Raw genomic sequence first — 21856 nt, 5'->3', positions numbered from 1 at the left:
CACCCATGGCGCTCGAGATCATCCCCTCTCTGGATCTTCTGCACGGCCAGGTCGTCCGGCTGGTCCAGGGCGACCCCCAGCGCCGCATCGTCTACGACGTCGACCCCCTCGAGCAGGCCCTCCGATGGGCCGAGGCGGGCGCCCGCTGGCTCCACGTGGTCCATCTGGACGGCGCCTTCGGCGCCTCCGGGGGCAGCACGCCTTGGATCGCCCGCCTGGCCCGTGAGACCCCGCTGGCGGTGCAACTGGGGGGCGGGTTGCGCACCCTCGAAGACCTGGCCCGCGCCTTTGACCTGGGGATCCGACGGGCCGTGGTGGGAACGATGGCGGCGCGCGACCCCGCCGCGTTCGAAGCGGCCCTGGCCCGCTTCGGGCCGGATCGCTTGGTGCTGGCGGTGGAGGTCCGCAGGGGGCAACTGGCAGTGGCCGGCTGGCAGGAGACGGCGGGGGATCCCCTCGCCTTCGCCCAGGGATGGGCCGCCCGCGGCGTGCAGTGGGTGCTTTACACCAACGTCGAGCGCGACGGGACCCTGGCGGGCCCGGACCTGGAGGGGGCGGCCCGGATGGCCTGCACGGCTGGCGTCCGGGTGCTTCTCTCCGGGGGGATGGGGAGCCTTGCCCACCTAACGGAGGTCCGGCGCCGTGCCTTCCCCGGCCTGGCCGGGGTGATCCTCGGGCGGGCCCTCCACGAACGGCGTTTCACCCTGCGGGAGGCCCTCGCCCATCTCCAGGAGATGGAAGACCATGCAGCCGCGGCCGTGGATCCCACTGGATGAGCGGGAGCGCTGGAAGACGCGGCTCCGGGCGTGGATGGAGGCGGAGGCCGAGATCGCCGGCGCCACCCTCTGGGCCTTCGTCCTCGGGCGAGCCCCGGAGGTCTTCGTCCTGTGTTTCGACGCCCGGGCCGCCCGCCCGGGCTGGGAAGAGGCGTTCCGCGCCGGAGATCGTACGCCGGATCCGTGACTGGCTCCGGTCCGAGGAAGAGACCGGATCCGCCCGCAGCCTCCCCAGAAGGAGAGGACGACAGGAAGATGCTGGCCAAGCGGATCATCCCGTGCCTGGACATCCATGCGGGGCGTGTGGTCAAGGGCGTGCGGTTCGTGGACCTGCGGGACGCGGGGGACCCGGTGGCCCACGCCCGGGTGTATGAAGAGGAGGGGGCCGACGAACTGGTCCTCCTCGACATCACCGCCTCCTATGAGGACCGCGGGATCCTCCTCGAGGTGGTCCGGCGGGTCGCCGAAGTCCTCTCCATCCCGTTCACCGTCGGCGGGGGGATCCGGAGCGTGGAGGACTTCCGGGCGCTGCTGCGGGCCGGCGCCGACAAGGTGAGCATCAACACTGCCGCGGTGCGGGACCCCGCGCTGATCACCGAGGCGGCCCGTCGCTTCGGCGCCCAGTGCGTGGTGGTGGCCATCGACGCCAAACGGGTGGGCCCGGAGCGCTGGGAGGTCTACATCCAGGGCGGGCGCACGCCCACCGGCCTGGACGCCGTGGCGTGGGCGCGGGAGGTGGAGCAACGGGGGGCCGGGGAGATCCTGCTCACCAGTATCGACGCCGACGGCACCCAGGATGGCTACGACCTGGCCCTCACCCGCGCGGTGGCGGAGGCCGTCGGCATCCCGGTCATCGCCTCCGGCGGCGCCGGGCGGGTGGAGCACTTCTATCAGGTGTTCGCTGAGGGAAAGGCGGACGCCGCCCTGGCTGCTTCTGTGTTCCACTTCCGGCAACTGCGCATCGCCGAGGTCAAGGCCTACCTGGCCGACCGCGGGATCCCGGTGCGCACCGGGTGATCGACCAGAGACCCTCTTCCTGGAGGCGCCCGTGACAGCGCGGACCTATCGCTTCTTCGATCTGGTGATGGCCCTGTTCGTCACCGTGCTCATCATCAGCAACATCGCCTCCTCGGCCAAGATCGTCGACTGGGGGGTGGATCTCTTCGGGGTGCGCCTGGCCTTCGACGCCGGCACCGTGCTCTTCCCCGTCAGTTATATCTTCGGCGACATCCTCACGGAGGTCTACGGCTACCGCCGCTCCCGCCGCGTGATCTGGACCGGCTTTGTGTGCCTCGCGCTCTCCGCCTTCATCCTCTGGCTGGTGAAGATCCTGCCGGGGGAGGCCACCTGGGAGACCTACGCCGGCCAGCGGGCCTACGAGGCCATCCTGGGCGGGATGTCCTCCTTCGGCATCGTTGCGGCAAGTCTTTTGGGCTACTGGGCCGGGGAGTTCTCCAACTCCTTCACCCTGGCCCAGATGAAACTGCTCACCTGCGGCCGCTGGCTGTGGACCCGAACCATCGGCAGCACCCTGGTCGGCGAGGGGGTGGACACGCTGGTCTTCGTGCTGGTCGCCACCTTGGCTGGCGTCTTCCCGTGGAGCCTCTTCCAGACCCTCACCCTCACAAACTATCTGTTCAAGGTGGGCGTCGAGGTGATCATGACGCCGGTGACGTATCTGATCGTGGGTGCTCTGAAACGGCTCGAGCAGGAGGACTACTACGACTATGGAACCGATTTCAACCCCTTCCGGATCGAACTGGGGATCTGAAGGGCCGGACCTGCAGCCGGCGGTGGTCCAGGACGCCACCACCGGACGGGTGCTGATGGTGGGCTGGGTGAACGCCGAGGCCCTGCGCCGCACCCGGGAGACCGGCCTGGTGCATTTCTGGAGCCGCTCCCGGGGGCGGCTGTGGCGCAAGGGCGAGACCTCGGGGAACGTCCTCCAGGTAGTGGAGATCCGCGCCGACTGCGACGGGGACGCCTGGCTGATCCAGGCCCTCCCGGCCGGGCCCACCTGCCATACCGGCCGCCTGAGTTGCTTCCACCGCCACCCGGACGGGGGAGAGGTCCCCGTCCCGCCCGGCTCTGTGCTGCACCGGCTGGAAGCGGTGGTGGCGGACCGACGCCAGCGGCCCCAGGAAGGCTCCTTCACCAGCCGGCTGTTTGCTGCCGGACCCGACGAGATCGCCAAGAAGATCGGCGAGGAGGCCGTCGAGGTCCTGCTGGCCCTGCGGACCCAGCCCGACCGCCGGGTGCTGGAGGAGGCGGCCGATCTGCTCTACATGCTCACCGTCGGCCTGGTCGAGCGGGGCCTGGGCTGGGACGCTGTGCTGCAGATCCTGGCCGAACGCCGCGGGCTCTCCCACCCCCCGTAAAGGCGTGTCCGGAGGCCTCGGGAGATGGAGATCTACTGTTGGGAAGCGCTGGATGAGGCGACCCGCCGACGCCTGCTGATGCGATCCCGCCCGGATCTCGCGGAGATCCTGCCGGAGGTGAAGACCATCCTGGAGGACGTGCGGCGGCGGGGCGACGCCGCCGTGCGGGAATATCTGCGGCGGTTCGACGGCGTGGACTGGCCGCCGGAGCGCTGGCGGGTGCGCCCGGAGGAGATGGCCGCCGCATGGGACGCCCTGGACCCAGCCGTCCGGGAGGCCCTCCGCCGGGAGGCGGAGGCCGTCCGCCGCTTCCACGAGGCCCAGCGGGAGCGCCCCCTCTGGCTGATGGAGGCGGCCCCGGGGGTCCTCGCCGGCCAGATTGTGCGCCCTCTAGACTGCGTCGGGCTGTATATCCCGGGGGGGCGCGCGGTGTATCCCACCATCGTCAACGCCCTGGCCATCCCCGCCACGGTGGCGGGCGTGGGACGCATCGTGGCCTGCACGCCGCCCGCCGGGCGCCACCCGGCCGTCCTGGCGGCCGCCGGGGCGGCCGGGGTCACCGACCTCTTCCTGGTGGGCGGGGTGGCCGCCGTCGCGGCCATGGCCTATGGCACGGAAACCATCCCCAGGGTCGACAAGATCGTAGGGCCCGGGAACCTCTACGTGCTGGCCGCCAAGATGCTGGTGATGGGCGAGGTGGCCATCGACATGCTGGCCGGGCCGACGGAACTGGTGGTGCTGGCCGATGAGACGGCGCGGCCGGACTGGGTGGCGGCGGAACTGCTGGCCCAGGCCGAGCACGATCCGCACACCGCCTGCCTGTTGATCACCCCCTCCCTCCCCCTGGCGGAGGCTGTGCGACGGGAGGTCGAGCGGTTGGGGCCGAGCCTGCCCCGCTGGGAGATCGCCCGGCAGGCCCTGGAGACCTACGGCGGGCTGGTCGTCACCCCCGATCTGGAGACCGCCCTCGCCATCTGCAACGCCTATGCCCCGGAGCACCTGGCCCTCTACACCCGGGACCCCTGGGCCCTCCTCCCCCGAATCCGACATGCCGGCGCAGTGTTCCTCGGGCCCTGGTCGACGGTGGCCGCCGGCGACTACGCCACGGGGACCAACAACACCCTCCCCACCGGCGGCTGGGCCCGGTCCACCTCCTCCGTCTCCGTCGAGACCTTCGTGAAGAAGATCGAGGTGGAGGCCCTGACGGAGGAAGGCCTGCGCCACCTGGCCCCGGTCATCACCGCCCTGGCCGAGGTGGAAGGCCTCCACGCCCACGCCGCCGCCGTCCGCCTGCGGCTGGCGGGCGGAGGGGGAAGCCCGCCCGCGGACCTGGACCCTTGTCGGTCGCCCGACCCTCAGTTACCATAAGGACGACGACTTCCGAACGGAGGGAACCCCTATGGCCCGGGAGCCGGTCCGGTTGGCCATCATCGGCGGCAGCGGCCTCTATCAGATCGAAGCGCTGCAGGACATCGAGGAGGTCCGCCTCTCGACGCCTTTCGGGGAGCCCAGCGACGCCATCGTCATCGGCACCTTGGAAGGGCGGCGGGTCGCCTTCCTCCCCCGCCACGGCCGCGGCCACCGCATCGCCCCCAGCGAGATCAACAGCCGCGCCAACATCTACGCCCTCAAGGTGCTCGGGGTGGAGCGCATCGTCGCCGTCAGCGCCTGCGGCAGCCTGCGGGAGGAGTTCGCCCCCGGCCATGTGGTGGTCCCCGATCAACTGATCGACGCCACCAAGGGCAAACGCCCCTACACGTTCTTCGGCAACGGCCTGGTGGTCCACATCTCCATGGCCGACCCCTTCTGCCCGCACCTGAGCGAGTATGTCTACCGCGCCGTCCGGGAGGCCGGCGGCACCGTGCACAAGGGGGGGACCTTCATCACCATCGAGGGCCCGCGTTTCTCCACGAAGGCGGAGAGCCGCGTGTGGCGTCAATGGGGGGCCGACATCATCGGGATGACGGCGGTGCCGGAGGCCCAGTTGGCCCGCGAGGCGGAGATCTGCTACGCCGCCATGGCCCACGTGACCGACTACGACGTCTGGCGGGAGGCCACAGAGCCGGTGACGGCGGAGATGGTCATCCGGCGCCTGGCGGCCAATGTGGCCCTCGCCAAGGAGGCCATCCGCATCCTGGCCCGCATCCTGCCGGACGAGCGGCCGTGCGCCTGCGGCCATGCCCTCAAAGACGCCTTCGCCACCGACCTCTCCCTGGTCCCCGAGGCCCTCCGGCGCGATCTGGCCCCCCTCCTGGGGAAATACCTCCCGGGATCGGCGGGCTGACCCAGGCCGCGATCCGCCGGGCCCGGGCTACCGGATCTCCCGCACCAGCCGCTCGTAGGCGATCTCCCCCGGGATCAGCCCCTTGTCCCGGGCCCAGGCGATCCCATCGGCGACGGCCTCGCGGCTCGGCAGGCCCCGGGCGGGAAAGGGCGGCAGCCGGTAACGGCCCACCAAGGGCTGGGGAACCAGGCCCTTGTCGCTCAGGAGACCCGCGTAGGCGTCCGGACGGGCGTTGATGGCCTCCACCGCCCGGTCCCACGCTTGCAGGAAGCGGCGCACCGCCTCCGGGTTCTGCTCCACGACCTCCGCCCGGAAACTAAGCACACTCATCGAGATCTCGGTGGCCTCCCGGTCGTCCAGCACCACCTTCGCCCCCTGCTGGAGGGCCAGGGTGGCGAAAGGATCCGGGAGGGTGGCCGCCGGCACCCGGCCTTCCACCAGGGCCTGCAACCGGTCGGGGATCCGCGGGATGTTCACCGTGCGATAATCGCCCCGCTTCAGGCCCGCCCGCTCCAGCAACCGGTCCGTCATATACTCGATCACTGTCCCCTGGGAGATGGCGATCTCCGCCCCCCGGAGGTCCTGGGGCCCGGCGATGGTGGCCTTGGGGCTGGCCAGGACGAAATACTGGGGAGCCTCGGGGAACGCCCGGCGGGCCAGACGGACCACGTAGATCTGCGGCCGCTCCTTGTTGTAGAAAAGGGTGGAGACCAGGTCGTTCACCATGGCGTCGATGCGACCCGCCTGCATCAACTGGTCCCGCTCCGCCGCCGAGGCAGCGGGGACCACCTCGACCTCCAGCCCGGCCTGGGCGAAGTAGCCCTCGGCCTGGGCCACGTAGACCGGTAACACGTCGAGGACGGGCAGCGCCCCGAAGCGCACCCGCATGGGCCCGGCCCCGGGGGCCGGCCGGCACGCCCCGGCCAGCGCGCTGAGGATGACCACCGGGATCCACCATCGCGCCATGTCACCCCTCCGCCGGTCAAAGGGGTTTGGTGTGGGAACCATTTTAGCAGAGCCTCCACCGGCTCTGGCCGCTGGATCATCCCCGATGGCATAATCCCTCCTGGGGAGGGCAGATCGCTTCGGGAGGATTTCCCTATGCGCATCCTCTACGTGGTGGCGGAGGCGGCCCCCTTCATCAAGGTCGGCGGCCTGGCCGACGTGGCCTACGGGCTCCCACGCGCGCTACGGGCCATGGGCCACGACATCCGGGTGATCCTCCCACGACACCGCGCCATCCACGGTCGGGCGTGGGGGCTGCGCCCCCTGGGCCCCTCCTTCGAGGTCCCCGTCGGCCTGGGCGGGGAAACCCGCCGCGTGGAGGTAGAGATCAGCGAGGCCACCGGGGTCCCCACCTACTTCATCTGGGACGAGTTCTACTTCGGCCGGGACCAGGTCTACGGCTACCCCGACGACCCCCAGCGGTTCATCTTCTTTTGCCGGGCGGTCCTGGCCTTCCTCCGCCAGATGGGGGAGCCGCCGGAGATCCTTCACGGCAATGACTGGCACACGGGTTTCCTGTTCCTGTGGCTGGCCACCGCCGGGAGGCGCGACCGTTTCTATCGGCCCATCGCCACCGTCTTCACCATCCACAACCTCTCCTACCAGGGGATCACGGGGGATGCCCTGCTGGCCTTCGGGGGCCTCGGCGAGCACGTGGACCGGCTGGAAGTGGAGCCGCCGGGCCACATCAACTGGCTGGCCCGGGGCATCGCCCACGCCGATGCCATCAACACCGTCAGCCCCCGCTACGCCCAGGAGATCCTCACGCCGGAGTTCGGCTTCGGGCTGGAGCCGCTGCTGCAGCGCCGGGCCGACCGCCTGGTGGGCATCCTCAACGGCCTGGACCCTGAGGCGTGGAACCCCCGGACGGATCCCGCCCTGGCGGCTCCTTTCGACGCGGAGACCCTGGAGCGGCGGGCGGAGAACAAACGGGCCGCCCAGCAGGCCTTCGGCCTCCCGGTCAAACCGGAGGTGCCCCTCTTCGCCTTCATCGGCCGGCTCATCGAGCAGAAAGGGGTGGACCTCCTCCTCCGGGCGGCGGAGGCGCTGTTCGCCCGCGGGATCCAGGTGGTTGTGCTAGGAGAGGGCATGCCCGAATACACGGCCGCCTTCGCGGAATGGCCCGCCCGGTTCCCCGGCCAGGCCGGCGTCCGGCTGGCCTTCGATGAGTGCCTGGCCCGTCTGCTCTACGGCGGGGCCGACGTCTTCCTGATGCCCTCCAAGTTCGAGCCCTGCGGCCTGGGCCAGATGATCGCCATGCGCTACGGCGCCCTTCCTCTGGTTCGCGCCGTGGGCGGGCTGGCCGACACCGTCCAGGACATCGGCTCCGGGGAGGGAACCGGGTTCGTCTTCGCCGCCTTCACCGAGGCGGCCTTCCTGGAGGCTGTGGACCGGGCCCTCGCCCTGTATGCCGACCGGGCGGCCTGGCAGGCGGCCCAGTGCCGGGCCATGGCCCGGGATTTCTCGTGGGCGGCCGCCGCCCGCGCCTACGCGGAACTTTACCGGCAGGCCCGGGCATGGCATAATCCCTGAAAAAGGGGAACCAGGGGAAGGCCTCCCCATGCGCACCGTGGCGATGATCCTGGCGGGCGGCAAGGGCACCCGCCTGAGCATCCTCACCCAGAAACGGGCCAAGCCCGCGGTCCCCTTTGCGGGCAAATACCGGATCATCGATTTCGCCCTCTCCAACTGCGTCAACTCCGGCATCTACCTGGTCGGCGTCTGCACCCAATTCCGCCCCCGCTCCCTGCACGAGCACATCGGCAGCGGGGCCCCATGGGATCTCAACGGCTTCCACCGCGGGGTCTGGATCCTCACCCCCTACCTGGGGCGCGCCGATTCCGACTGGTATCAGGGGACAGCGGACGCCATCTACCAGAATCTAGATTTCATCGCGCACCATCGGCCAACCCACGTCCTGATCCTGGCGGGGGACCACGTCTACAAGATGGACTATAACCCGATGCTCCGCCTGCACACCGAGAAGAACGCCGACCTGACCATCGCGGCCCTCCCCGTGGCCCCTGAGGAGGCCTCCCGCTTCGGGATCCTGGAGACCGATGAAGAGGGGCGGGTGATCCGCTTCGAGGAAAAGCCTCTGCGGCCCCGGGGCCATCTGGCCTCCATGGGGATCTATGTGTTCCGGCCCGAGGTGCTGCGCGAGGTCCTGATCGCCGACGCCCGCGACCCCGGTAGCAGCCACGACTTCGGCAAGGACGTCATCCCCAAGATGATCGACGCCTACCGGGTCTACGCCTACCGGTTCACCGGCTACTGGGTGGACGTTGGGACGGTCCAGGCCTACTGGGAAGCCCACATGGACCTGCTGGCCGACAACCCGCCCCTGGACCTTCTGGACCGGGAGTGGGTGATCCACACCCGCAGCGAGGAGCGCCCCCCTGTCAACATCCGCACCGGGGCCCACGTGGCCCACAGCCTCCTTTCCGACGGCTGTGTCATCGAGGGCACCGTCGAATACAGCGTGCTCTCCCCCGGCGTCCGCGTCCGCCGCGGGGCCGTGGTCCGCTACTCCGTGGTCATGACCGACACGGTGATCGAGCCCGGCGCCGTGGTGGACCGCTGCATCGTGGACAAGAACGTGGTGGTGGGGGCCGAGGCCCATGTGGGCTACGGCATGGACTACAGCCCGAACCGGCTGGGGGATCTCTCCTCAGGCCTGACGCTGGTGGGTAAGAACGCCATCATCCCCCCCAACGCCCGCATCGGCCGCAACTGTATCATCGCCGGCGACGTCACCCCCGAGGACTTCCCGGACCTGCACATCCCCAGCGGCGCCACCATCGGGCCCCTCGCCCCACTGGAATGACCCCGGATCCAAGCCCCTGGGGTGCGGCACCGCGCCCCAACCCCCATCGGTCCGGTCACCCCCTCGCCTCCCCTCCCCGCGGGCTTGACAGATCCCGCCGCTTCCATTATCCTTCCCTTTCAAGTAAAGCGCTTTATCTTCTTGGGGGAGCCTTGGACCGATGGGAACGATCTATCTGGCCCTGGCCTTTCACAACCACCAGCCGGTGGGGAATTTCGACTGGGTGTTCGAGGAGGCCTACCGGCGGGCCTATGAGCCGCTGATCGCCGCCCTGGAGCGCCATCCCGGGGTGCGGGTGGCCCTCCATTACACCGGCCCCCTGCGCGATTGGCTGCAGGCCCACCGGCCCGATTTCTTCCCCCGGATCCGCCGCCTGGTCGAACGGGGCCAGGTGGAGCTCATGGCCGGCGCCTACTACGAGCCCATCCTCGCCGTCATCCCGGAGGCGGACCAGGCCGGGCAGATCCGCAAGCATATCGAGGCGATCCGGGCCGATTTCGGGTTCGAGCCCACCGGCTTCTGGCTGGCGGAGCGGGTCTGGGAGCCCCATCTCCCCCGTGCCCTCGCCCCCCACGGCCTCCGCTACACCATCGTGGACGACACCCATTTCAAATGGGTGGGGCTGGGCGATGAGGACCTCTTCGGTTATTACGTGACGGAAGATCTGGGGTACCCCCTGAAGATCTTCGGCACCTCCAAGCACCTGCGCTATACCATCCCCTGGGCTCCCGTAGAGGAGGTGATCGCCTGGCTCCGGGAGCAGGCGGAGCGGCCGCTGCCGCCGGGCGCTCCCCCGCGGGTGGCGGTGATGGGCGACGACGGGGAGAAGTTCGGCTTGTGGCCGGGGACCGACGTCCACTGCTGGGAGCGGGGGTGGATGGAGGACTTCTTCTCGGCCCTCGAGGCCAACGCCGACTGGCTGATCACCCTCCCGCCCGGCGAATACGCGGCCCGCTTCCCACCCCTCGGCCGGATCTACCTGCCCACCGCCTCCTACGATGAGATGAGCGAGTGGGCGCTGCCGGCCGAGGCTTCCGCCGACCTGACCGCCCTCCAACAGGCCCTGCAGCGCGAGGGCCGTCCCGACGTGCTCCGCTTTGTCCGCGGCGGCTTCTGGCGGGTCTTCCTGGCCAAATACCCTGAGGTCAACCAGATGCACAAGAAGATGCTCTGGGTGAGCCGCAAGGCCCACGCCATCGCCGACCCCGAGCGTCGGGCCGAGGCCCTCGACCACCTCTGGGCCGGGCAGTGCAACTGCCCCTACTGGCACGGCGTCTTCGGCGGCGTCTATCTCTTCCACATCCGCGAGGCCAACTACCAGCACCTGATCGCCGCCGAGGCCCTGGCCGACGAGGACCGCTACGGCGAGGGCCCATGGGCCTACGGGGAGCGCGCGGATTTCGACGCCGACACCCAGGAGGAGACGATCCTCGCCACCCCCCACCAGTGGCTGCTGGTCCGCCCCCACCAGGGCGGCCAACTGGTGGAGTGGGACCGGCGGGACGTCGCCCTGAACCTGCTGAACGTCATGACCCGGCGTCGGGAGGGCTACCATCGGGTGCTCTTGGAGGCCGCCGCCCGGGGGGAGATCACCCTCGCCGGCCGGGAGGGCCGCCTGGAGAGCATCCACACCCACCGGGTGCGAGTGAAGGAGCCCGGCCTGGAGGAGCGCCTGGTGACCGACTGGTATCCGCGGGCCGGCCTGGTGGACCATTTCATGGCCCCTGAAACCTCCCTGGAGGCCTTCGCCGGGGCCCGCTACCCCGAATGGGGCGATTTCATCAACCAGCCCTACACGGTGCTCGCCTGGACCACCGATCCCCACCCGGTCCTGACGCTGCGGCGGGACGGTCACCTCTGGGGCCCGGAGGGCCCGCAGCCGCTGCGCCTGGAGAAGACCCTGGAGGTCCTCCCCGACCGGCCCATCCTCATGGTCACCTACCGCCTGACCCCCACCGGGCTGGCGCCCATCCGTGTCCGCTTCGGCGTCGAGACCAACTGGGGGCTCTCCGGCGGCGACAGCGAGAAGGCCTACACCGTCTGGCCGGGTGGGGAACTGCGTCCCTTCGCCACCCTGGAGGCGCTCCCAGAGTCCGACGAGGTGGCGCTGGTCCACGAATGGTGGGGCCGGGTCCTGATCCGCCTCAGCCGCCCCGCCGCCTGGTGGCAGTTCCCCCTGGAGGCGGTGGCCAACTCCGAGGCCGGCTTCGAGCGGGTCTACGAAGGGACCAGCCTGACAGCCCACTGGCTCCTCACCCTGAGCCCCGGCGAGACCTGGACGGTGCGGTTGTCCTTCGAGCTGGCCTGATCCCGTGGTAGAATGTAATAATGCCGTGGCCGTCCAACCTTTTCGGCGAGGAGGCGGGAAGGGCGATGCCGTGGGTCGAGCCGGAATGGATTACCGTAGTGGAGGGGCCACCGCCCCAGTTCCAGCCCGCCCGGGAGCCCTGGGCCTTCTCGATCTACGAAGGCCCCACCGCCCACCCCGTGGCGGTGTGCCAGATGCGCACCTTCAGCGGGGAGAAGATGTTGGAGCGCTGCCGCCGGGCATGGGGCGAGGGGCGGCCGGTGCAACTGGATTTCCCCGGGCCGGGAGGGGAGCGCCGATGGGCTGACGTGGTGGCCGCCCGGGTGGAACGCTGGCCCGAGGGCGACGTCCTCGTCCTCTGGGTCCGTCGCCCCCGCCCCATGGAGCATCCCGAGAACGCCTGAGGAGCCGCGATGGAGATCCACGCCCTGGAAGCCTTCATCGAAAGCCACACCCGCCAGGTGGAGCCCCTCATCGTCGCCCAATCGGAAGCCTACTGGCGCTTCACCACCACCGGCCGCAAAGAGGACGAAGAGGAATACGCCCGCCTCACCGCCGCCCTGCGCAAGGTCTATGCCGACCGACAGGCCTTCGCCCGGCTGCGCCGGCTGATGGAGGCGACCGGCCTCCTTCAGGACGGGATCTTCACCCCCAACCCCCAGGTCCCCCCGCTCCTCGCCCGTCAGGCCCGCGTCCTTTACGACGACTTCCGCGGCCTCCAGATCGACCTGGACCTCATCGACGCCACCACGGAACTGGAGAAGGAGGTCGAGGGTCTCTTCAACACCTTCCGGGCCACCTTGCGCGGGCGGGCGGTCACCGACAACCAGATCCGGCAGATCCTACGGACCTCCAACGACCTCGCCCTGCGCCGGGAGGCCTGGGAGGCCAGCAAGCAGATCGGCGCGGCGGTGGCCGAGCGCCTGCGGCGCCTGGTGGACCTCCGCAACCGGGGCGCGCGCCAGGTCGGCTTCGACAACTTCTACACCATGAGCCTGGCCCTGGCTGAGCAGGACGAGGGGGACCTCTTCCGCCTGTTGGAGGAACTGGACCGGCTCACCCGCCCCCTCTTCGCCGCCTACAAGGCCGAACTGGACGCCCAACTGGCCCGGCGCTTCCGGATTGACCTCGCGGACCTGCGCCCGTGGCACTACAGCGATCCCTTCTTCCAGGAGGTCCCCGAGACCGGGGACGGCGTGGCCCGCTTCTTCGAGGGGCGGGACCCAGTGGCCCTCGCCCGGGCCTTCTACACGGCCATCGGGCTGGAGATCGAGGACATCCTGGCCCGCAGCGACCTCTACGAGCGGGAGGGCAAGCAGCAACACGCCTACTGCATCCACATCGACCGGCGGGGCGATGTGCGCATCCTGGCCAACCTGCAGCCCGACGCCTACTGGGCTGAGACGATGCTCCACGAGCTCGGCCACGCTGTCTATGATAAATACATCGACCGGGACCTCCCCTTCCTGCTGCGGACGCCCGCCCACATCCTCTCCACCGAGGCCATCGCCGTCCTGATGGGCCGCCTGATCTATAACCCGGCTTGGCTGAAGCGATACCTGGGCCTGGACGCGGGGAGCCTGGCGGAGGCCCTCCCCCAGGCCCTGCGACACCAGCAGGCCAAGTTGTTGATCTTCACCCGCTGGGTGCTGGTGATGGCCCACTTCGAGCGGGCCCTTTACCAGAACCCGGACCAGGACCTCAACCGTCTCTGGTGGGACCTGGTGGAGGAGTTCCAGATGGTGCGCCGCCCCGAGGGCCGCGACGCACCGGACTGGGCGGCCAAGATCCATTTCAGCGTCGCCCCCGTCTACTATCATAACTACCTGCTTGGGGAACTGGCCGCCTCCCAACTGTTGATGACCCTGCGGGCGCGGGTGGGTGCGGACGAGGCGTGGATCGCCTCATGGGAGGCCGGCGACTTCCTGGTCCGCCGCTATTTCCGGCCCGGGCGCTCCGTGGACTGGAACACGCTGATGGTGTTCGCCACAGGCTACCCCCTCTCTCCCGCGCCCTTCGCTCGGGAACTGGAGGCCCCGGGCTCCGCATGACCGGCAAGGGATGAGGCCGCGCGAGGCGTGGGATGCGCCCACCGATCGACTGGGTCCAGATCCTGACCGCCGTCGGGCTGGCCGGGACCGGCCTGGCCCTGCTGTTCGTCGCCCGGGCCTGGTGGGAAGCCCACCGGGCCCGCTACCTGATCCTGCGCCGCAGCGCCGCCCGGCAGGCCCGCCGCTGGCTGGCCGTCGCTTTGGGGTTTGCCCTGGGGACAGCCGCCCTGAACGGGGCGGCCCGCCTGAGGATCCCTTTCCCCTTCTCCATTCCCCCGCCCATCCTCCCCACCCGCCCGCCAATCCCTCCCGCACCATCCCCGGGTGTTTCCGCCCTTGAAGAGACCCCACCAACAGCCATCCCCACGCCCACCATGACGCCTTCGCTAGCCCCGTCGCCGTCCCCTTCCCCGACCGCTACCATCCTTCCTTACCCGCCCACTCTCCTCACCCCGCTGCCCGGCGCGGTGCCTGCCCCGCCCAACGCCCGATTGGTCGACTTGGTCCTGACCGACGCCTGCGACGAGCGCGGGCGGCCCCAGCGCATCCCGCAGCCGCCCCCCACCGTCTTCCCGACGACCACCACGCGGATCTGCGGGCGGTTCCGGGCCGAGAACATGCCCCGGGGGGCGCCCTGGACCGTCGCCTGGTATCGGGACGAGGCCCTGGAGGACAGCAGCACCCTGTTGTGGGACGGAGCCCCCAACCAGCCGGGGTTCATCTACAACACCCGCCCGCAGGGCTTCCCCCCGGGGATCTGGGAGGTCCGACTGTATATCGAGGACCGCCTGCAGATCCGCCTACGTTTCGAGGTGCGATGAGGAGGCCTCCGCCCGGGCGAGGGCGGGGAGCAGGGCGAGCAGACCGAGGAGCACCGCCAGGGCGACGCCGGCCATCCCGGCCAGGGCGGTCACCCCCAGCAACAGCCGTCCGATGAGGGGAAGCGGGGCCACCCCCAGACTGACCGTCACCACCGCCCCCGCGTTCCACAGCCCGTGCAGGAGGACCGCCAGGGCGTAACCCGCCAGGACCTCCCCCAGACGGCCCCATCGGACCTGGCCCCACGCCCAGCCCATCAGCCCCCCGGCGAACACGTGCACGGCGGAGGCTCCCAGGCGGCCGAAGGCCGTTGGGGCCCACGGGATGCCCGGCGCCCATGCCATGAGGTTCTCCACCAGGGCGAACCCCGCCCCGCCGATGGCGCCATACAGGACCAGGTCGGGGAGCGGCGCCCCCGGCCGCCAGGCCCGCCAGAGCGCCGGCAGCGGCTTGATCGCCTCCTCGACCGGCGGGACCAGCACGGCCGCCCCCAGCAGGACCACCCCCCACGCCCACGGATCGGCCGCGAAGTGCTCGACCCAACGAGCGGCGAGGACCTCCGGCGAGATCCCTGGAAGGATCAGGTCCTCCAGGAGGGCCGGCCCTTCTCGCAGCAGCGAAAGCCCGAGGAAGCCCAACGCCAGCGGGATCAGCACGGTCCCCTCCGCCACCAGGGCGAGGAAGGGCGTCACGAGTCCCCCGATCCCCAGCCCCCACCACCCCGCCCGCCGCGGCCAGGGGACGCCCAGCCGTATCCGCAGCAGGTTGAACCAGAGGAACGGCCCCAGGACGGCCACGCCGATGTGAAAGGGGGAGAGGAAGAAATCTATGGCCCGCGGGACCAGCATCTCCGCCACGGCCCCGCCGCCCAGCAGGATGGCCACCATCAGCGCCGCCCGCCCGAGGGTCCGAAGGTCCCCGCCTGGGAAGGGCCCCTCCGGCGCGCCCCGGTAGATCCGGTGCCCCTCGGCGAACAGCCCCCCGCCCACGATCAGCCCCAGGGCGGCGAGCCCGGGAGGCGGCAGCGGCGTCCGGGTCAGCAGGGCGAGGAGGACCAGCCCGCCCCACAGGACCACCAGGAGGAACCCCACGAACAGGCCGGCCGCCATCCAGAGCAGGCCCGTTCCTTGCACGCCCGGGGCCGCCGTCGATGCCCCCGGCTCCGTCGCAGCCTCCCGCCCCTCCAGGACGCTCTCGCTCATCGCTCCTCGATGATCACCTCCAGGAGGCGATCCCCCGGCGGCGCCCCGGGCTCCGCCTGCGGGTCCCGCGGGCGCAGCGCCCGGAGCACCTCCATCCCTTCCACCACCCGACCGAAGACCGTGAAGCGCCCGTTCAACTCGGGCCACGGCGCCATCGTGAGGAAGAACTGGCTCCCGCTGGCGCTCACCATCCCCACCATCCCCGGCGCGTCGAAGGTGAGGGTCTCCGTGATCTCCTCGGGGATCCGATAGCCGGCCCCGCCGAAGCCGGTGCCGCTGGGGTCCCCGGTCACCGCCACCCGGTCGGTGAGGACCTGATGGAAGGTCACGCCGTTATACCAGCCCTGCCGGGCCAGGAAGACGAAGTTGTTGACCGTGACCGGGGTCCGATCGGCGAACAACTCGAGGACGATGTCCCCCTTCTCCGTCTTGAGGGTCGCCCGGTAGGTCCGCCGGGGGTCGATGGTCATGGGCGGCGGGGCCTCGAACTGGCGCTCCCGCAGCCGCGTCAGATGCACGAGGGCCTCCAGGTGCGCGTATTCCAGGTAGTTGAGTTCCTGGGGCCAGAGACGGCCGTTGACGAGCAGGAAGGGCGTGCCGGGGAGGCCCAGGTCGACGGCCTGCTGGTAAGCGGCCTCCACCTTGGCCCGGTAGCGGCCCTCCTCTAGGTCCCGCCGGAACCGCTCCACATCCAACCCCAGGGTCTGGGCAGCGGCGACCAGGGTCTCGGTGATGTTCGGGCTGCGGACCCATTCCGCCTGGTGGTCGAACAGCCAGTCGTGCATCTCCCAGAACTTGCCCTGGGCCCCGGCGGCCTCGCTGGCCTCGGCGGTGATCATCGCCTTGTCGTGGATGGCCCGCAGCGGGAAATGCCGGTAAACCACGCGCACTTCATCGGGATAGGCGTCTACCAGACGCCGGAGCAGCGGCGCGAGCTGCCCGCAATACGGTCACTGGAAGTCACCCCACTCGATGATGGTGACGCGCGGCTGAGCGGCGCCCTTCGCCCAATCCTCGGGCGCGGGGAACAGGATGCGCTGCCTGTCGGGCGTGGCGGGGGGCGCGGCCGGGGCCGCCGTCGGCGAGGGCGGGGGAGCCGCCGTCGACGGAGCCGTCGAGATCGGGGCCGGCCCGCGCGGGGCGCAGGCGGCCATCAGCAAGGCCATTGATCCCAGCAGCCACACAGCGTTTCGCATGGGAAGCGCTCCGGAAGGATCTCTAGGGCGCCGGCCGCTTCGGCCGCGCCGTCTCTCGCACCTATAATATACCCATACCCCAAGGGTCGCCTGCCGCGAGCCGGAGGCCCGAGGGATCCCGCCGGGATCCGGATCTCACCCTCGGAGGAGCCATGTTCGCCATCGGCTTCCGATGCGGGCGCTGCGGCGCCGCCTACGGCCTGGAGGAGGTCCGCTACGTGTGCCCGCGGGACGGGGCGGAGGGGACGCTGGACGTGGTGTATGACGAGGCGGCCCTCCGCCGGGCCCTGACCCCAGAGGTCCTGCGCCGGCATTCGGACCGGAGCATGTGGCGTTACGGGCCGCTGCTCCCGGTGCGCTCGGAGACCCTGGACCGGCTGGGGGACGCCGGGCTGGTCCAGACCGTCGGGTGGACCCCCCTGATCCGGGCGGTGCGCACAGAGCGGCGGCTGGGCCTGCGGGGGGTCTACGTGAAGGACGACGGCCGCAACCCCACCGGCTCCTTCAAAGACCGGGCCAGCGCCCTGGTGGCCCTGAAGGCGATCGAGGCCGGGGCGGCGGTGGTGACCACCGCCTCCTCGGGCAACGCGGCGGCGGCCCTGGCCGGGATGGCAGCGGCCCTGGGCCTGCGGACCGTGATCTTCGTCCCGGCGTCGGCGCCGGCGGCCAAGGTGGCCCAACTGCTGATCTATGGGGCCCGGGTGTATCTGGTGGAGGGGAGCTACGACCAGGCCTTCGATCTCACCTTGGCGGCCGCCGAGGCCTTCGGCTGGTATTGCCGCAACACCGCCTACAACCCCTTCACCCGCGAGGGGAAGAAGACGGCGGCCTATGAGATCTGGGAACAATTGGGGGGACGGGCGCCGGACCGCGTGTTCGTGGCCGTGGGGGACGGCAACATCCTCACCGGGCTGTGGAAGGGCTTTCGGGACCTGGCGGCACTGGGGTGGATCGAGCGGGTTCCGGCGTTGATGGGGGTGCAGGCGGCGGGGGCGGCCCCCTTGGCCCGGGCCTGGGCGGAAGGCCACGCCGCCGTCGTCCCGGTGGTCCCCCAGACCTTGGCTGACAGCATCGCGGTGGGCCGGCCGCGGGACGCGACCTTTGCCCTGCGGGCGGTGCGGGAGACCGGGGGGGCCTTCCTGACGGTGAGCGATGAAGAGATCCTGGCGGCCCTACGGACCCTGGCGCGGGAGGTGGGGGTGTTCGCCGAGCCCTCGGCGGCGGCGGCCTTCGCCGGGCTGGAGCGGGCGGCGCGGGAGGGCCGCGTGGGGCCGGACGAGACGGTGGTGGTGATGAGCACCGGCAGCGGCCTCAAAGACATCCCCGCCGCCGTGCGGGCCGCGGGGGAACCCCGACGGATCCCGGCCGACCCCGGGGCGGCCTTGGGGCGGCTGGCGGCAGATCTCGGGGAGGGATGAGGCGGCACGGCGCTCCAGCGGCCCCGTAGGCTGCGGCCGCATGATCATCCGAATTGTCGAGGAAACGGCCTCACGAAAGGCGCGCGACCTCGTTCCCCATGGCCTCGACGGCGTAGCCGGGCAGGGCCGCCACGGCCGCGCGGAAGCGGGGGTCGTGCAGCAACTCCAAGAGGGGCTGAAGCCACGGCTCGCCGTAGAAGGCCTCGGGGATCACCAGGTCGTAGCGCTCCATGGCCAGCGGGATGAAGTCCAGCCCCAGCGCCGCCGCCGCCGCCCGGATCCCCAGCCCCACATCGGCCCGCCCACTGGCCACCGCCGCCGCCACCGCCAGATGGGTCAGTTCCTCCCGCTCGTAGCCCCGGATCCGGGCCGGGTCGATCCCCAGCCGCCCCAGATGAAAGTCCAGCAACATCCGGGTCCCCGCCCCCCGCTGGCGGTTGACGAAACGCACCTCCGGCCGGGCCAGATCCGTCAGATCGCGGATCCCCTTGGGGTTCCCCGGCGCCACGATCAGCCCCTGTTCCCGATTAGCCAGGGTGATCACCCGCACCGGGACGCCCGCCAAGTAGCGGCGGATGTAGGGCAGGTTGTATTCGCCGCTCTCCGGATCCAGAAGATGGGTCCCCGCCAGATGGCACTCCCCCCGCCGCAGGGCCAGCAGCCCCCCCAGGCTCCCCGCGTGGGCGCTCCGCAGCCGCCGGCCCGGATGGCGCTCCGCCAGGAACTGGGCCAAAAGATCCAGCGCCAGGTCATGGCTCCCGATGGCCACGATCGTCCCCTCGATGACCTCCGGGTCTGTATACAGTTCCACTACCACCGTCTGCCCCTGATCGTAGCCCTCCACAAAGCGGGGGATGCGCAGGATGCCGTCGGCGCGGACCAGAGAGGAGAGCACGCCCGCGCCCCGGGGGAGGGGCGCAGCCACGTAGCGCCCGCCCACCCGACCTACCGTCACCCGCACCCATTCCTCCTCCCCTAGCGGGGAGAGGATCTTGCGGGTTAAGGTGGCCTCCAGGCGGGGCCGGCGGGGCGGCGGTACCCCCAACCATCGGGCCAGCAGCGGCGCGACGAAGATCTCCCCGGTGAGGGCCGCGGAGACCGGGAAGCCAGGAACACCCACCGCCGGCACGGCCCGGCCGTCAACCCGCAGCAGGCCCAGGACCACCGGATGGCCCGGGCGCACCGCCACGCCGTGCACGTGCACGACGCCCAAAGCGGCGATGGTCCGCGCCGTGAAATCCTCACGGCCGGCCGAGGAGCCCGCGTTGATCAGCACCAGATCATGGGCCCGGGCGGCCTCCCGCACGGCCTCCCGCAGGCGATCGGGGTCGTCGGGGATGATGGGGAAACGGGTGGGGAGCCCACCCCGTTCACGGACCTGGGCAGCCAGCACCAGCGAGTTGAACTCGACGATCTCCCCCGGGCGCACGCCCCGGGCCGCCGCTGCCTCCGGCGGGATGAGCTCGGTGCCGGTGGGGAGGATGGCCACCCGGGGCTGCCGGCGCACCGGCACCGCCGCGTAGCCGCAGGCCGCGATCACCCCCAGGTCCACCGGGCGCAGCCGGTGGTTGGCCGGGAGCACCCACTCGCCCGCGGCGATGTCCTCCGCTACCGGCCGGACGTGGGTCCAGGGGGCGACGGGCTGGTAGAGGGTAATGCGCGTGGCCTCCTCGGGGACCTCGGCGTCGAACTGGACCTGCTCGATAGGCACCACCGCGTCGGCCCATTCGGGCAGGGGATCGCCGGTGTCCACGTAACAGGCGGCCCCCTCCCCGCCTTCGGGCTGCACCACCAGCGTCCGCGGCCGGGTCTCCGTGGCCCCCACCGTGTCCGCCGATCGCAGGGCGAAGCCGTCCATCGCGGCCGCCGCGTAAGGCGGGACCGAGAGGCGGGCCCAGATGGGCTCCGCCGTCACCCGCCCCAGGGCCGCCTCCAGCGGGACCCACTCGGCAGGGAAGGGAGCATCGAGGCCAGCCTCCGCCAGGGCCCGCCACCAGCGGGCGCTGGCTTCCTCCAGGGGAAGATCCTCCAGGTAGATCCGACGGCCCATGGCGCCCTCTGCCAGCACTCCAGCGGTTCACGGTCAGGAAGCATCTCTATTTTAGCCGCCGCTCCGCGGGCCGCGTGCCGACCAAAAACAAAAAGGCCCCGCCTTCCGGCGGGGCCTTGGGACGCGGGCGATCGCCCGGTTTTCAGGCGGACAGGCGAACCACGTCGTAGGCCTGTGGGCCCTTTGCCGCCTCCCGGACGCTGAACTCCACCCGATCCCCCTCCTCCAGGTTCCGGAAGCCATCGCCGGAGATCCCGGAATAGTGGACGAAGATGTCCCGGTCCCCCCCATCGGGGCGGATGAACCCGTAACCCTTCGTGCGGTTGAACCAGCGGACGGTCCCCTTCATGCGTGCACCAGACATCGGACGAACTCCTTAAGAAGTTTTCGAGGTGAAGCCCGTCGGTGAGGACACCCCCCAAAGTCCCTTGGACTTTGGGGGACCCGATCGGGAGCCATTGCCCAGGCCAACAAAAAACCGCCGGGGCGTCTCCGGAGACCCGGCGGTCTGGCCTTCGACTTCCCAACGACTCGATGGGCTTCCCACGTGCTTTGAGGATACCCGAGTTCGGGGGATCTGTCAAATTCCTGGCGCTGCCTCCAGGGCCCGACGGATCTCGGCGGCGACCTCCGCCAAGGGGCGATCCCGACGCACCACGGGGGGGCGGGCCAGGCGCAGCCCATCGCCGACCCAGCGGGGGATCACGTGGACATGCAGGTGGAAGATCTCCTGGCCGGCCGCCCGCCCGTTGCTCTGGACCAGGTTCAGGCCCTCGGGGGCCAGGGCCCGACGGATGGCCCGGGCCACCCGCACCGCCGTGCGCATGACGGCCGCAGCGTCCTCCTCGTCGATCTCAAAGATCGTGGCCGCGTGGCGCTTGGGGATCACCAGCGTGTGCCCCGGGTTGGCCGGGTGGATGTCCATGAAGGCCATCGTCCGCTCGTCCTCGTAGACGACCTCCGCCGGCTGCCGGCGGGCCACGATCTCGCAGAACACACAGGTGGTCATCGCCTCCCCCTCCCGATCCGGTTCCCCGGGAATTATACCCGCCTCTCCCGGGCGGGCCCCCGCGGATTTGACGCCGCGGCTCCCCGGGGCCAGAATCGGGCAAAGGCCAGGGCTGGTCCTTTCCCCTATCCGAGAGGGGCGATGGCATGGACGAGCGGATCGTGCGGTTCATCCGGGCGCTGCGAGCCGCAGGCGTGCGGGTCTCCGTCGCCGAGTCCGCCGATGCCCTGCGGGCGGTGGAGCAGGTCGGCGTGATGGAACGGGAGACCTTCAAGGCCGCGCTCCGGGCCGCCCTGATCAAAGAGGCCCGCGCCCTCCCCGTCTTCGAGGAGCTCTTTCCCCTTTTCTTCAGCCCGGGCGAGCCCCCCATGATGCCGGCCCTCGGCGGCCTCTCCCCCGAGGACCAGGAGCGGCTGGAGCGGGCCCTTCAGGCCCTGGCCCCGGCCTTCGGCCCCCCGTGGGCCCGGCTGCTGCGGCGGCTGCTGGAGGGCCGGCCCCTGAGCCGGGAGGAACTGGCCCGGCTGGCCCGCGAC

The 21856-nt window shown here is 70.8% G+C and carries 21 protein-coding genes and 2 pseudogenes; 15 read left to right on the top strand and 8 right to left on the bottom strand.

The annotated features are described in order from the left end of the window. Window positions 1-5: 5 nt before the first annotated feature. The 7 genes from C4313_RS06395 (at window position 6) to mtnP (ending at window position 5438) form a co-directional block, all read left to right on the top strand. Window positions 6-776, top strand: a complete 771-nt coding sequence (locus C4313_RS06395; protein ID WP_352429034.1) for a 1-(5-phosphoribosyl)-5-[(5-phosphoribosylamino)methylideneamino]imidazole-4-carboxamide isomerase — start codon at window positions 6-8, stop codon at window positions 774-776. Beyond that, entirely contained in the window at window positions 745-963 is a 219-nt protein-coding gene (locus C4313_RS06390) for a hypothetical protein (RefSeq protein ID WP_352429033.1), read from the top strand. The genes C4313_RS06395 and C4313_RS06390 overlap by 32 nt, the downstream gene beginning before the upstream one ends. 68 nt (window positions 964-1031) lie before the next feature. Next, on the top strand, window positions 1032-1793 hold the full coding sequence (gene hisF, locus C4313_RS06385; protein ID WP_352429032.1) for an imidazole glycerol phosphate synthase subunit HisF: 762 nt from the start codon (window positions 1032-1034) through the stop codon (window positions 1791-1793). 31 nt (window positions 1794-1824) lie between these two features. Then, on the top strand, window positions 1825-2547 hold the full coding sequence (locus tag C4313_RS06380) for a queuosine precursor transporter (RefSeq protein WP_352429031.1): 723 nt from the start codon (window positions 1825-1827) through the stop codon (window positions 2545-2547). Then, window positions 2504-3154: a bifunctional phosphoribosyl-AMP cyclohydrolase/phosphoribosyl-ATP diphosphatase HisIE gene (hisIE, locus tag C4313_RS06375; RefSeq protein ID WP_352429030.1), complete on the top strand. Its 651-nt coding sequence runs from the start codon at window positions 2504-2506 to the stop codon at window positions 3152-3154. The genes C4313_RS06380 and hisIE overlap by 44 nt, the downstream gene beginning before the upstream one ends. Before the next feature lie 24 nt (window positions 3155-3178). Continuing rightward, window positions 3179-4522 carry a histidinol dehydrogenase gene (hisD, locus tag C4313_RS06370; protein WP_352429029.1) on the top strand — a complete coding sequence of 448 codons (1344 nt, stop codon included), beginning with the start codon at window positions 3179-3181 and terminating at the stop codon, window positions 4520-4522. 31 nt (window positions 4523-4553) lie between these two features. Next, window positions 4554-5438 (top strand): S-methyl-5'-thioadenosine phosphorylase, encoded by an 885-nt coding sequence (gene mtnP, locus C4313_RS06365; protein WP_352429028.1) that lies wholly within the window; start codon window positions 4554-4556, stop codon window positions 5436-5438. 27 nt (window positions 5439-5465) lie between these two features. Here the strand turns inward: mtnP and C4313_RS06360 are convergent, their stop codons facing one another. After that, entirely contained in the window at window positions 5466-6404 is a 939-nt protein-coding gene (locus C4313_RS06360) for an ABC transporter substrate-binding protein (RefSeq protein WP_352429027.1), read from the bottom strand. Window positions 6405-6539: 135 nt separating this feature from the next. Between C4313_RS06360 and C4313_RS06355 the strand changes: the two genes are divergently transcribed. The 6 genes from C4313_RS06355 to C4313_RS06330 all read left to right on the top strand — a co-directional run bounded on the left by C4313_RS06355 (window position 6540) and on the right by C4313_RS06330 (window position 14450). Further along, a complete protein-coding gene (locus C4313_RS06355) occupies window positions 6540-7976 on the top strand; it encodes a glycogen synthase (protein ID WP_352429026.1) in 1437 nt (478 codons plus the stop codon). Window positions 7977-8004: 28 nt separating this feature from the next. Then, a complete protein-coding gene (locus C4313_RS06350) occupies window positions 8005-9270 on the top strand; it encodes a glucose-1-phosphate adenylyltransferase (RefSeq protein ID WP_352429025.1) in 1266 nt (421 codons plus the stop codon). A gap of 160 nt (window positions 9271-9430) precedes the next feature. Next, window positions 9431-11578, top strand: coding sequence for an alpha-amylase/4-alpha-glucanotransferase domain-containing protein (locus tag C4313_RS06345; protein ID WP_352429024.1), 2148 nt, complete (start codon window positions 9431-9433; stop codon window positions 11576-11578). Window positions 11579-11643: 65 nt separating this feature from the next. Next, window positions 11644-11982 carry a hypothetical protein gene (locus tag C4313_RS06340; protein ID WP_352429023.1) on the top strand — a complete coding sequence of 113 codons (339 nt, stop codon included), beginning with the start codon at window positions 11644-11646 and terminating at the stop codon, window positions 11980-11982. A gap of 9 nt (window positions 11983-11991) precedes the next feature. Next, window positions 11992-13629, top strand: a complete 1638-nt coding sequence (locus C4313_RS06335; protein WP_352429022.1) for a M2 family metallopeptidase — start codon at window positions 11992-11994, stop codon at window positions 13627-13629. A 32-nt stretch (window positions 13630-13661) separates the two neighbouring features. After that, the gene (locus C4313_RS06330; RefSeq protein WP_352429021.1) at window positions 13662-14450 is read left to right on the top strand and encodes a hypothetical protein; all 789 of its coding nucleotides are present in this window, start codon (window positions 13662-13664) and stop codon (window positions 14448-14450) included. Here C4313_RS06330 and C4313_RS06325 read toward each other — a convergent pair. The 4 genes and pseudogenes from C4313_RS06325 to C4313_RS06310 form a co-directional block, all read right to left on the bottom strand. Next, entirely contained in the window at window positions 14430-15650 is a 1221-nt protein-coding gene (locus C4313_RS06325; RefSeq protein WP_352429020.1) for a PrsW family glutamic-type intramembrane protease, read from the bottom strand. The two genes, C4313_RS06330 and C4313_RS06325, sit on opposite strands and share 21 nt — an antisense overlap. Continuing rightward, the gene (locus tag C4313_RS06320) at window positions 15647-16120 is read right to left on the bottom strand and encodes a peptidylprolyl isomerase (protein WP_352429045.1); all 474 of its coding nucleotides are present in this window, start codon (window positions 16118-16120) and stop codon (window positions 15647-15649) included. Before C4313_RS06320 ends, C4313_RS06325 begins: the two co-directional genes overlap by 4 nt. Before the next feature lie 90 nt (window positions 16121-16210). Next, a pseudogene (locus C4313_RS06315) lies at window positions 16211-16588 on the bottom strand (DsbA family protein); the annotation flags it as partial. Between the two features lie 12 nt (window positions 16589-16600). Continuing rightward, a complete protein-coding gene (locus C4313_RS06310; protein ID WP_352429019.1) occupies window positions 16601-16846 on the bottom strand; it encodes a hypothetical protein in 246 nt (81 codons plus the stop codon). Window positions 16847-16998: 152 nt separating this feature from the next. Here C4313_RS06310 and thrC point away from each other — a divergent pair, with 152 nt between their 5' ends. After that, a complete protein-coding gene (thrC, locus tag C4313_RS06305; RefSeq protein ID WP_352429018.1) occupies window positions 16999-18264 on the top strand; it encodes a threonine synthase in 1266 nt (421 codons plus the stop codon). A gap of 70 nt (window positions 18265-18334) precedes the next feature. Here the strand turns inward: thrC and C4313_RS06300 are convergent, their stop codons facing one another. The 3 genes from C4313_RS06300 to C4313_RS06290 form a co-directional block, all read right to left on the bottom strand. After that, window positions 18335-20314: a molybdopterin biosynthesis protein gene (locus tag C4313_RS06300; RefSeq protein ID WP_352429017.1), complete on the bottom strand. Its 1980-nt coding sequence runs from the start codon at window positions 20312-20314 to the stop codon at window positions 18335-18337. 142 nt (window positions 20315-20456) lie between these two features. Then, on the bottom strand, window positions 20457-20663 hold the full coding sequence (locus tag C4313_RS06295; RefSeq protein ID WP_352429044.1) for a cold shock domain-containing protein: 207 nt from the start codon (window positions 20661-20663) through the stop codon (window positions 20457-20459). 231 nt (window positions 20664-20894) lie between these two features. After that, complete coding sequence (locus tag C4313_RS06290) at window positions 20895-21323, bottom strand: HIT family protein (RefSeq protein WP_352429016.1); 429 nt, start codon at window positions 21321-21323, stop codon at window positions 20895-20897. A 146-nt stretch (window positions 21324-21469) separates the two neighbouring features. Between C4313_RS06290 and C4313_RS06285 the strand changes: the two are divergent. After that, window positions 21470-21856 (top strand): annotated as a pseudogene (locus tag C4313_RS06285) (hypothetical protein); the annotation flags it as partial.

The sequence above is a fragment of the Thermoflexus sp. genome (genome assembly GCF_040289485.1).
Classification (GTDB): Bacteria; Chloroflexota; Anaerolineae; order Thermoflexales; family Thermoflexaceae; genus Thermoflexus.
The sequence above is the reverse complement of the archived record's forward strand: the minus strand, read 5'-3'. Positions and strand labels throughout refer to the sequence as shown.

Bases quoted from the DNA above. Each gene is read 5' to 3' on its own strand.
- hisF (WP_352429032.1), top strand. From the start codon at position 1,032: ATGCTGGCCAAGCGGATCATCCCGTGCCTGGACATCCATGCGGGGCGT.
- C4313_RS06340 (WP_352429023.1), top strand. From the start codon at position 11,644: ATGCCGTGGGTCGAGCCGGAATGGATTACCGTAGTGGAGGGGCCACCG.
- C4313_RS06395 (WP_352429034.1), top strand. From the start codon at position 6: ATGGCGCTCGAGATCATCCCCTCTCTGGATCTTCTGCACGGCCAGGTC.
- hisD (WP_352429029.1), top strand. From the start codon at position 3,179: ATGGAGATCTACTGTTGGGAAGCGCTGGATGAGGCGACCCGCCGACGC.
- C4313_RS06320 (WP_352429045.1), bottom strand. From the start codon at position 16,120: ATGACCATCGACCCCCGGCGGACCTACCGGGCGACCCTCAAGACGGAG.
- C4313_RS06300 (WP_352429017.1), bottom strand. From the start codon at position 20,314: ATGGGCCGTCGGATCTACCTGGAGGATCTTCCCCTGGAGGAAGCCAGC.
- C4313_RS06390 (WP_352429033.1), top strand. From the start codon at position 745: ATGCAGCCGCGGCCGTGGATCCCACTGGATGAGCGGGAGCGCTGGAAG.
- hisIE (WP_352429030.1), top strand. From the start codon at position 2,504: ATGGAACCGATTTCAACCCCTTCCGGATCGAACTGGGGATCTGAAGGG.
- C4313_RS06345 (WP_352429024.1), top strand. From the start codon at position 9,431: ATGGGAACGATCTATCTGGCCCTGGCCTTTCACAACCACCAGCCGGTG.
- mtnP (WP_352429028.1), top strand. From the start codon at position 4,554: ATGGCCCGGGAGCCGGTCCGGTTGGCCATCATCGGCGGCAGCGGCCTC.
- C4313_RS06350 (WP_352429025.1), top strand. From the start codon at position 8,005: ATGCGCACCGTGGCGATGATCCTGGCGGGCGGCAAGGGCACCCGCCTG.
- C4313_RS06360 (WP_352429027.1), bottom strand. From the start codon at position 6,404: ATGGCGCGATGGTGGATCCCGGTGGTCATCCTCAGCGCGCTGGCCGGG.
- C4313_RS06295 (WP_352429044.1), bottom strand. From the start codon at position 20,663: ATGAAGGGGACCGTCCGCTGGTTCAACCGCACGAAGGGTTACGGGTTC.
- C4313_RS06290 (WP_352429016.1), bottom strand. From the start codon at position 21,323: ATGACCACCTGTGTGTTCTGCGAGATCGTGGCCCGCCGGCAGCCGGCG.
- C4313_RS06310 (WP_352429019.1), bottom strand. From the start codon at position 16,846: ATGCGAAACGCTGTGTGGCTGCTGGGATCAATGGCCTTGCTGATGGCC.
- C4313_RS06335 (WP_352429022.1), top strand. From the start codon at position 11,992: ATGGAGATCCACGCCCTGGAAGCCTTCATCGAAAGCCACACCCGCCAG.
- thrC (WP_352429018.1), top strand. From the start codon at position 16,999: ATGTTCGCCATCGGCTTCCGATGCGGGCGCTGCGGCGCCGCCTACGGC.
- C4313_RS06330 (WP_352429021.1), top strand. From the start codon at position 13,662: ATGCGCCCACCGATCGACTGGGTCCAGATCCTGACCGCCGTCGGGCTG.
- C4313_RS06325 (WP_352429020.1), bottom strand. From the start codon at position 15,650: ATGAGCGAGAGCGTCCTGGAGGGGCGGGAGGCTGCGACGGAGCCGGGG.
- C4313_RS06355 (WP_352429026.1), top strand. From the start codon at position 6,540: ATGCGCATCCTCTACGTGGTGGCGGAGGCGGCCCCCTTCATCAAGGTC.